This window comes from Vulcanococcus sp. DEBay_Sum29NL08_54, from assembly GCF_017859255.1.
Classification (GTDB): domain Bacteria; phylum Cyanobacteriota; class Cyanobacteriia; order PCC-6307; family Cyanobiaceae; genus Vulcanococcus.
The window spans coordinates 1-8,889 of sequence record NZ_JAFMNJ010000050.1 but is presented as its reverse complement, the minus strand read 5'-3'; the positions used below and the strand labels follow the sequence as shown (position 1 = coordinate 8,889).

At 64.3% G+C, this 8,889-nt stretch carries 8 protein-coding genes and 1 pseudogene; 3 read left to right on the top strand and 6 right to left on the bottom strand.

The genetic code is table 11. From position 1 onward, the window contains the following. From QZ186_RS10805 to lysA, 6 genes are all read right to left on the bottom strand, one after another. The coding region (locus tag QZ186_RS10805) for a glutathione S-transferase N-terminal domain-containing protein (protein ID WP_296416764.1) at positions 1–501 on the bottom strand (501 nt) is incomplete at its 3' end. A gap of 5 nt (positions 502–506) precedes the next feature. Beyond that, positions 507–1,421, bottom strand: a complete 915-nt coding sequence (locus QZ186_RS10800; protein WP_296416763.1) for a rhodanese-related sulfurtransferase — start codon at positions 1,419–1,421, stop codon at positions 507–509. Continuing rightward, on the bottom strand, positions 1,418–2,395 hold the full coding sequence (bioB, locus tag QZ186_RS10795) for a biotin synthase BioB (protein WP_296416762.1): 978 nt from the start codon (positions 2,393–2,395) through the stop codon (positions 1,418–1,420). Before bioB ends, QZ186_RS10800 begins: the two co-directional genes overlap by 4 nt. 4 nt (positions 2,396–2,399) lie before the next feature. Then, on the bottom strand, positions 2,400–3,194 hold the full coding sequence (locus QZ186_RS10790; protein WP_296416761.1) for an isoprenyl transferase: 795 nt from the start codon (positions 3,192–3,194) through the stop codon (positions 2,400–2,402). Then, a complete protein-coding gene (gene cdaA / locus QZ186_RS10785; RefSeq protein WP_296416760.1) occupies positions 3,191–4,027 on the bottom strand; it encodes a diadenylate cyclase CdaA in 837 nt (278 codons plus the stop codon). Before cdaA ends, QZ186_RS10790 begins: the two co-directional genes overlap by 4 nt. Positions 4,028–4,048: 21 nt before the next feature. Beyond that, the gene (gene lysA / locus QZ186_RS10780) at positions 4,049–5,440 is read right to left on the bottom strand and encodes a diaminopimelate decarboxylase (RefSeq protein ID WP_296416759.1); all 1,392 of its coding nucleotides are present in this window, start codon (positions 5,438–5,440) and stop codon (positions 4,049–4,051) included. A 34-nt stretch (positions 5,441–5,474) separates the two neighbouring features. Between lysA and QZ186_RS10775 the strand changes: the two genes are divergently transcribed. The 3 genes and pseudogenes from QZ186_RS10775 to QZ186_RS10765 all read left to right on the top strand — a co-directional run. Beyond that, entirely contained in the window at positions 5,475–5,939 is a 465-nt protein-coding gene (locus QZ186_RS10775; RefSeq protein WP_296416757.1) for a GNAT family N-acetyltransferase, read from the top strand. Between the two features lie 182 nt (positions 5,940–6,121). Then, positions 6,122–8,671, top strand: a complete 2,550-nt coding sequence (locus QZ186_RS10770; protein ID WP_296416756.1) for an ATP-dependent Clp protease ATP-binding subunit — start codon at positions 6,122–6,124, stop codon at positions 8,669–8,671. Next, positions 8,595–8,889, top strand: a pseudogene (locus QZ186_RS10765) (hypothetical protein); the annotation flags it as partial. The gene QZ186_RS10770 and the pseudogene QZ186_RS10765, both read left to right, overlap by 77 nt.

Genomic DNA, 8,889 nt, shown 5'->3' with positions numbered 1-8,889 from the left:
CTCTGGATCTGTCAAGCGGAATTGACGCACAAACGGCAGCAGGGCCCAGTCCGCGAGCCTCGCCCGCGCGCCCAGCAGCCAACCCCCAAGCTGGAGGCGCTGCTGCCACTCGCGCAGGACCGCCAGGGACGCCGAGCGGTGCTCCAGGCGGTCGACATCGGCGTAGCGATCGGGGTACTTGAAGCGATCTAAGTGCCGCTTAAAGGGACCATCGTTCTGAGCCAGCAAGGCCGCGGTCTCAGCCCCGTCCCCCTCCAACCAACCCAGGGGATCGCACTGCTCCAGAGCCCAGCGCATGATCTCGAGGCTCTCCTCGAGCACCGGACCACCCGGTTGCACCAAGACCGGCACGGTTCCCTTTGGCGAAGCCTCCAGCAGCTCCGGAGCCTTGGCCTTCAGGGCCACCTCCCGCAGCTCAACCTCCAGGCCCGCCGCGGCCAGGGCCAGGCGAGCGCGCATCGCGTAGGGGCAGCGGCGAAAGCTGTAGAGAACCGGACCCATGCGCCCTAGCCGAGATGCCGCTGTCCGCGCTCCCGGGCCAGCTGCATCTGACGCTGGCGTTCAGCAAAGCGCTGGCGATCGCTGTCCGTAAAGCGCTCAATGCAGTGGGGACAGCTGATGCCTTCGCGGTAGCTCGGCTGCAGGCGCTGCTCAGGGGAGACGGGTAGGCCGCAGGCATGGCAGAGGCTGTAGCTGCCGGGCTCGAGCTGGTGGTTCACGCTCACCCGCTGGTCAAAGACGTAGCACTCCCCTTGCCAGCTGCTGTCCTCCTCGGGGATCTCCTCGAGGTAACGCAGGATCCCGCCCTGCAGGTGATGCACATTCTCAAAGCCCTGCTGCAGCAGATAGGCGGTGCTCTTCTCGCAGCGAATCCCGCCGGTGCAGAACATGGCGATCGCCTTCGGTTGCCTCTGCTCCACCAGGGGCCGCAGGGTCTCCTCCACCCAGGCGGGGAACTCGCGAAAGCTGTCGGTGCCGGGATCGATCGCGCCGGTGAAGCTGCCCACCTCCACTTCGTAGCGGTTGCGGGTGTCCACCACCAAGGTCTCTGGATCGGCAATCAGCGCATCCCACTGAGCTGGCGGGACATAGGTCCCCACCTGCTCGGCTGGCTTCACCGTGGGGCAGCCCATGGTGACGATCTCGCGCTTAAGCCGCACCTTCAGGCGATGGAAGGTCTGCTGCTCGGCGCGGCTGAACTTGGCCTCCAGCCCCCCGAGTCCGGGCAACTGGCGCAGCCGCTCCAGCACGGCCTGAACGCCCGCATCTGGACCGCTGATGGTGCCGTTGACCCCTTCTTCAGCCAGCAGGATCGTGCCGAGGACCGCTTCTTGCTCGGCCAAAGCCCTGAGCTCCTGCTGCAACCCAGGCAGGTCCTCCATGGCGGTGAAGCCATAGAAGGCCATCACCAAGGTGCTCACGCCGGCACCTGCTCCTGCCAGGGGTTCACGCCCGCCAGGGCCAACAACTGTTGGTCGGCCTCCACATCGGGATTCCCCGTGGTGAGCAGGGTCTCGCCATAGAAGATCGAATCCGCACCCGCCAGTAGGCAGAGGACCTGTCCCTCGCGGCTCATGGTTTCGCGGCCAGCGCTGAGGCGCACGCGGCTATGGGGCATCAGGATCCGGGCCACCGCCACCATCCGCACCAGATCAAGGGGATCCACAGCGGGCTGCTCCTCCAGGGGGGTGCCCTCCACCGCCACCAGGGCGTTGATGGGCACGCTCTCGGGATGGGGGTTCATCGAAGCCAGCACCTGCAGTAGCGAGGCGCGGTCGGTGAGGCTCTCGCCCATGCCGATGATGCCGCCGCAGCACATCGAGATGCCTGCCTTGCGCACCCGAGCCAAGGTCTCGAGGCGCTCTTCGTAGGTGCGGGTGGTGATGATCCGGTCGTAGTGCTCTGGGCTGGTGTCGAGGTTGTGGTTGTAGGAGGTCAGGCCTGCCTCGGCCAGGCGGGCGGCCTGGCTGTCCGTCAGCATCCCGGCGGTGACGCAGGCCTCCATCCCCAGCTCCCGGACACCCCGCACCATCGACAACATCGCCTCAAAAGGCGCCCCGTCGCGGATATCTCTCCAGGCCCAACCCATGCAGAAGCGATGGGCACCGGCCTCCTTGGCCGCCCGAGCCCGGGCCAAGACGGGCTCCACCTCCAGCTCCGGTTGCCCCGTGACATCGCTGCTGTTGTGCATCGACTGCGGGCAGTAGGCGCAGTCCTCTTCGCAGCCGCCGGTTTTGACGCTCAACAGGGAGGCCAGCTGGACGCGATACCCCGGGTTGGCCTCGCGGTGAACCGCCTGGGCCTGCCAGAGCAGGTCCATCAAGGGCAACTCCAGGAGCGCCTGAATCTCAGAGGTGCTCCAGTCATGGCGCACCGAAACGGAAGAGGAGGTCACGCGATTAGGAGGAGACGGAGGCCACGCCACCAAAGCGACGTTGGCGGTTCTGGAAATCCATCAAGGCGCTCACCAGGGCCGTTTCATCGAAATCGGGCCAGAGAACATCCGTGATGTGCAGCTCGGCGTAGGCCAGTTGCCAGAGCAGGAAATTGCTGATGCGTTGCTCGCCGCTGGTGCGAATCAACAGGTCTGGATCCGGCTCCCCGGCAGTGAGGAGCTTGGAGGCAAAGGCCTGCTCATCAATCGAGTCAGGATCCCGTTCACCACTAGCCACCTCTTGCGCAAGCAGCCGCGCCGCGCGCACCAACTCGCGGCGACCGCCGTAGTTGGTGCAGACATTGAAACGAATGCCGGTGTTGGAGGCGGTGCGGTCCGTGGCGTCCTGGATCAGCTGTTGCAGTCCCTCGGGAAGCTGCTCGAGATCGCCCAGGAAGCGAATGCGCACCTGCTCCTGCTCCAGCGCCTTCAGCTCCTTGGCGAGGACCCGCTCAAACAGGGTCATCAAGAAGCTGACCTCCTCGCCAGGGCGGTTCCAGTTCTCGGTGGAGAAGGCGTAGGCCGTCAGCGAGCCAATGCCCCAGTCACTGCAGAGGCGCAGGGTGCGCTTTAAGGCTTCCACCCCTTCCCGGTGCCCCATCACCCGGGGAAGTTTCCGCTGCCCGGCCCAACGGCCATTGCCGTCCATGATCACCGCGACATGGGCCGGCAGCCGGCCCGGGTCAAGCCCAGGCGGGAGGGCGCAGCGCGAGGGCCTGTTCCCTTCGACAGTTAAGGCAGTCGTCAGGGAACGACTCATGCGAGAGGTTCGGACGAATCTACGGACACGCTACGACCCGCAGATTTACCAGAGGATTTCGGGGCCTGAGCCAGTGCTTCGCTCAGCAATTCCTGCAGGCGCGAGCTCGTGATCGGACGCTCCAGGCGCCCCTGCTTGGCCAGCGACAAGGTGCCGGTCTCCTCCGACACCACGATGCAGAGACAGCGATCGAAGCGCTCGGTGATCCCCAGGGCCGCCAGATGGCGGGTGCCATAGCGATTCAGTCCCTGGCGGGAGAGGGGCAGGATCACCCCCGCCGAGAGGATCCGATTGCCTTTGACCAGCACCGCCCCGTCATGGAGCGGGGTGTCGATCGCAAAGAGATTCAGGAGCAGATCGACTGAGAGCTGAGCATCCAGGGCGATGCCGGGGTTGAGGAAGTCCTCTGGGCGCAGATCACTGCCCAGATCCAGGACGATCAATCCACCACGACGGATCTGGGAGAGGCGCCCCGCGGCCTCACTGAGCACACCAACGGAACTCGAGGCGAGCTTGTCGGCCCGTTGGCTGCCAAAGAGAACATCCAGCCGACCAGTCCCCAGCAGCTCCATCAGGCGCCGCAGTTCCCCTTGCCAGAGGATGGCCAGGGCCAAACTGCAGGCCATGACCAGGGCATCCACCAGCTTGCTGGTGAGCGGCAGGTTGGCGTAGCGCTGAACCACCCAGGCCAGAGCCACCAAGGTGAGGTAGCCCCGCAGTAACCAGAGGGTCCGCGGCTCGTTCACCCGAGCCAGGATGACCATGCCAAGGGCGGTGGCCAACAGGAGATCCAGCACGAAGCCCAGCTGGATTCCCCCGATCAACCCGAGCACCCTTGCTCTATTCGCTGAGGGTCAGACTACCGGCCGAAGGCGTTCCGGCAGAACGTCGTAGCGCAGCAGTTCCTCTGGCAACTCCCGGCGTTGCACCAGCTCCGCCATGCCGTCATGCACCATCACCGCTGCAGGGCGAGGGATGCGGTTGTAGTTCGAAGCCATCGAGGCGTTGTAAGCGCCGGTGGCAAAGACTGCCAAAACATCACCTGCCTGGGCCGGAGGAAGGGCCAAGTCCTTCAGCAGCACGTCTCCGGATTCGCAGTGCTTACCCGCCAGGGTGACGGTGTCACTGGCTTCCGCCTCAGGGCGGTCAGCCAAAACGGCGGTGTAGAGCGATTGATAGGTGATCGGACGGGGGTTATCGCTCATCCCGCCATCAACGGAGAGATAGGTGCGGATCCCAGGGATCTCCTTGCGGCTGCCAACGCTGTAGAGGGTCACCCCAGCCGTGGCCACCAGGGAGCGACCGGGCTCGCAGAGAAGCCGCGGCAGATCCAGTCCCCGCTCCTGGCAGGCACCGGCAACGGCCTCGGCCACGGTGCGGACCCATTCGTCGATGGACGGCGGATCATCGGATTCGACATATCGGATCCCAAGACCACCACCGACGTTCAGGTCCGAGACGGGATGGCCGAGTTCGCGCGCCAACTTCAGGGCGTCGGCCATCACCGCTGCCAAATCGCGGTGGGGCTGCAGTTCAAAAATCTGAGAGCCGATGTGGGCGTGGAGGCCGCTGACCAACGCCCAGCTGCAGCCCTGAAGGTGCCGCAGAACAGGCTCGAGCTGGTCGGGATCAAACCCGAATTTGCTGTCGAGGTGCCCGGTGCGGATGTACTCGTGGGTGTGGCACTCGATCCCAGGGGTGAAGCGCAGCATCAGGCGCACCGGCTGGCTCAAGCCCAGGGACGCCAAGAGCTCGAGATCCGACCAGTTGTCCGCCACCACGGTGACGCCCAAGTCGGCCGCCAACTGGAGCTCTTCCAGGCTCTTGTTGTTGCCGTGAAAGACAATGCGCTCAGGAGGCATCCCCCCCTGAACCGCCGTCAGCAACTCGCCCGCCGAGACCGCATCGAGGCCGAGCCCCTCGGAGGCGACCACAGCGGTGATGGCCAGGCTGCTGTTGGCCTTCGAGGCGTAAAGCGCCAGGGCCGAACCGGGGTAATGGGACGCCAGCGCCTTGCGGTAGGCCTGGGCATTGCCGCGAAGGGTGGCCTCATCCAGCACATACAACGGTGTGCCGTAGCGGCGAGCCAGATCACTCAGGCCGCAGCCCCCCACCTCCAATCCACCCTTCGGGCCAACGGCCGTCGTTACGGGGGTGAGATTGCGGTTGGGACTAGCGGTATCGCGGTTGCTCTCAAAGGGCCGGTTGCTCACTTGGAGATCGGCTGTCGCCATCGAAGTCGTCATGGGGTGATCCTAAAGAGGCCGCCTCCAGGCCCCTGTGCCGACGCACACCGCCGATCCCCAGGTCCGCCTTGAGGCGCTCAGGCCCGAGCACCTCAGCGCTTGCCTTGCCCTGGACCAAGCCGCCCTGGGCGGGCTCTGGAGCGAAAGCCAATGGGGCTCGGAACTCGCCGACGAACAGAGGCCAGGGCTGGGGCTCTGGCAAGGGGAGCAGCTGCTGGCCTTCGCCTGCGGACTGCTGGTCCTGGATGAACTGCAGATCACAACCCTGGCCGTGGATCCAGGCCACAGGCGGCAGGGCCTGGGACGGTGCGTGATCCAGGCGTTCCTGGAACAGGCCCGGGAGGCTGGAGCGCAGCGAGCGACCTTGGAGGTGGCCTCGGACAACACCGCCGCAGGGGCGCTCTACGCAGACCTGGGCTTCAGCACCGCTGGAATCCGTCGCGGCTACTACCGCAACGGAAGCGATGCCCTGATCCAATGGCTTGAATTACACGACTGAGAGGCGGTACGGATTGCCGCCCATTCCTGATAGCGAGAACCGGAAACTTTTAAGGGCTTCGCTGTGACGATCGTGCGGGGCAATCCCTTTTGGGCATTGGGATTTGGCGCTTCTGAAATTGATCTCACACACCCCTAAGCAACCCTGATAAATTGGGGGAACATGCAGCCAGGCCCCGCCCCATGTTCGAGCGGTTTACCGAGAAGGCCATCAAGGTGATCATGCTGGCCCAAGAAGAGGCCCGCCGCCTGGGTCACAACTTCGTGGGCACCGAGCAGATCCTCCTGGGCCTGATCGGCGAAGGCACCGGCGTTGCCGCCAAGGTCCTGAAGTCCATGGGCGTCAACCTCAAGGACGCTCGGGTCGAGGTCGAGAAGATCATCGGCCGCGGATCCGGCTTTGTGGCCGTCGAGATCCCCTTCACGCCGAGGGCCAAGCGCGTTCTGGAACTCTCCCTTGAGGAAGCGCGTCAGCTCGGCCACAACTACATCGGTACCGAACACCTGCTGCTGGGCCTGATTCGCGAAGGCGAAGGTGTTGCCGCACGGGTGCTGGAAAACCTTGGGGTGGACCTGGCCAAGGTGCGCACCCAGGTGATCCGCATGCTGGGCGAGACCGCCGAGGTCGCCGGCGGTGGTGGCGGTGGTGGCAAGGGTTCCACCAAGACGCCAACCCTCGATGAGTTCGGCAGCAACCTGACCCAGCAGGCCTCCGACGGGAAGCTCGACCCGGTCGTTGGCCGTCAGCACGAAATTGAGCGCGTGATCCAGATCCTGGGTCGCCGCACCAAGAACAACCCAGTCCTCATTGGCGAACCCGGCGTGGGCAAGACGGCCATTGCCGAAGGCCTGGCCCAGCGCATCAACTCCGGCGATGTGCCCGACATCCTCGAGGACAAGCGGGTCCTCACCCTGGACATCGGCTTGCTGGTGGCCGGCACCAAGTACCGGGGCGAATTCGAGGAGCGCCTCAAAAAAATCATGGAGGAGATCCGTGGCGCCGGGAACGTGATCCTGGTGATCGACGAGGTCCACACCCTGATTGGCGCCGGTGCCGCTGAAGGCGCGATCGATGCCGCCAACATCCTCAAGCCCGCTCTGGCTCGCGGTGAGCTCCAGTGCATCGGCGCAACCACCCTGGATGAGTACCGCAAACACATCGAACGGGATGCCGCCCTGGAACGTCGCTTCCAGCCGGTGCAGGTGGGTGAGCCCTCCGTCGAGGACACCATCGAGATCCTGCGCGGCCTGAAGGAGCGCTACGAGTCGCACCACCGCCTGACGATTGCCGATGAGGCATTGGTGGCGGCAGCCACCCTGGGTGATCGCTACATCTCCGACCGCTTCCTGCCGGACAAGGCCATCGACTTGATCGATGAGGCCGGTAGCCGCGTGCGCCTGATGAACTCCAAGCTGCCCCCGGCGGCCAAGGAGGTCGATAAGCAACTGCGCGAGATCGAGAAGCAGAAGGATGAGGCCGTGCGCGAGCAGGACTTCACCAAGGCCGGCGAGCTGCGCGACAAAGAAGTCGAACTGCGCGAGCAGATCCGCTCGATCCTGCAGAACCGCAACGAGGAGAAGCCCGCTGCTGAATCCAGCGAGGCCTCAGCGGACAGCCCAGTCGCCGTGGCCGAAGCGCCCGCAGCTGCTGTGAGCGAGAGCGGTCCGATGGTGACCGAAGAGGACATCGCCCAGATCGTGGCCTCCTGGACCGGCGTCCCTGTCCAGAAGCTCACCGAGAGCGAATCCGCGAAGCTGCTGAACATGGAGGAGACCCTCCACCAGCGCCTGATTGGTCAGGACGAAGCCGTCAAGGCCGTGTCCCGCGCCATCCGCCGTGCCCGGGTTGGCCTAAAGAACCCCAATCGGCCCATCGCCAGCTTCATCTTCTCCGGCCCGACCGGTGTGGGTAAGACCGAGCTGACCAAGTCCCTGGCGTCCTACTTCTTCGGCAGTGAAGAGGCGATGATCCGCCTCGACATGTCGGAGTTCATGGAGCGCCACACGGTCAGCAAGCTGATCGGTTCGCCTCCGGGCTATGTGGGCTTCAACGAAGGCGGCCAGCTCACCGAAGCGGTTCGTCGTCGTCCCTACACCGTGGTGCTGTTCGACGAGATCGAAAAGGCACACCCCGATGTGTTCAACCTGCTGCTGCAACTCCTGGAAGACGGTCGCCTGACCGATTCCAAGGGACGCACGGTGGACTTCAAGAACACCCTGATCATCATGACCTCGAACATCGGTTCGAAGGTCATCGAGAAGGGCGGCGGCGGCCTCGGTTTCGAGTTCTCTGGCGGCGATGCCGAAGAGACCAACTACAACCGGATTCGCTCTCTGGTGAACGAAGAACTCAAGCAGTACTTCCGCCCAGAGTTCCTGAACCGCCTCGACGAGATCATCGTCTTCCGTCAGCTCAGCCGCGACGAGGTGAAGGAGATTTCCGAGATCATGCTCAAGGAAGTCTTCACTCGGATGCAGGAGAAGGGCATCACCTTGACGGTCACCGAAGCCTTCAAGGAGCGCCTGGTCGACGAGGGCTACAACCCCAGCTACGGCGCCCGCCCGCTGCGTCGTGCAGTCATGCGCCTGCTGGAAGATTCCCTGGCCGAAGAGTTCCTCTCTGGCCGAATCGGCGAAGGCGACACCGCCCTGGTGGATGTCGACGACGACAAGCAGGTGGTCATCCGCAAGGACACGGCTACCCCCTCGATTCCTGAATTCGCTTCTGTCTAAAGCAAACCTGATTCAACAAGCGAGCCCGGTCATTGACCGGGCTTTTTTATTGGAGAGGAAACAACAATCGAAAGTCAAAGCGACTATGCCGCGCCCGCATCTGCGCTGGCTGAGCGATGAATCAGTGGTGGTGAGCTACACCCGCCTGACGCAGAAACTCGTCAATGGTGATCCGATCACCGCCCGCTGCTGCGAAACCCGGATCTGGCAAAAGCTCA

What these genes read in the sequence shown, in the direction of transcription:
- QZ186_RS10770 (WP_296416756.1), top strand. Translation starts at nt 6,122, where the DNA reads ATGTTCGAGCGGTTTACCGAGAAGGCCATCAAGGTGATCATGCTGGCC.
- lysA (WP_296416759.1), bottom strand. Translation starts at nt 5,440, where the DNA reads ATGACGACTTCGATGGCGACAGCCGATCTCCAAGTGAGCAACCGGCCC.
- QZ186_RS10790 (WP_296416761.1), bottom strand. Translation starts at nt 3,194, where the DNA reads ATGAGTCGTTCCCTGACGACTGCCTTAACTGTCGAAGGGAACAGGCCC.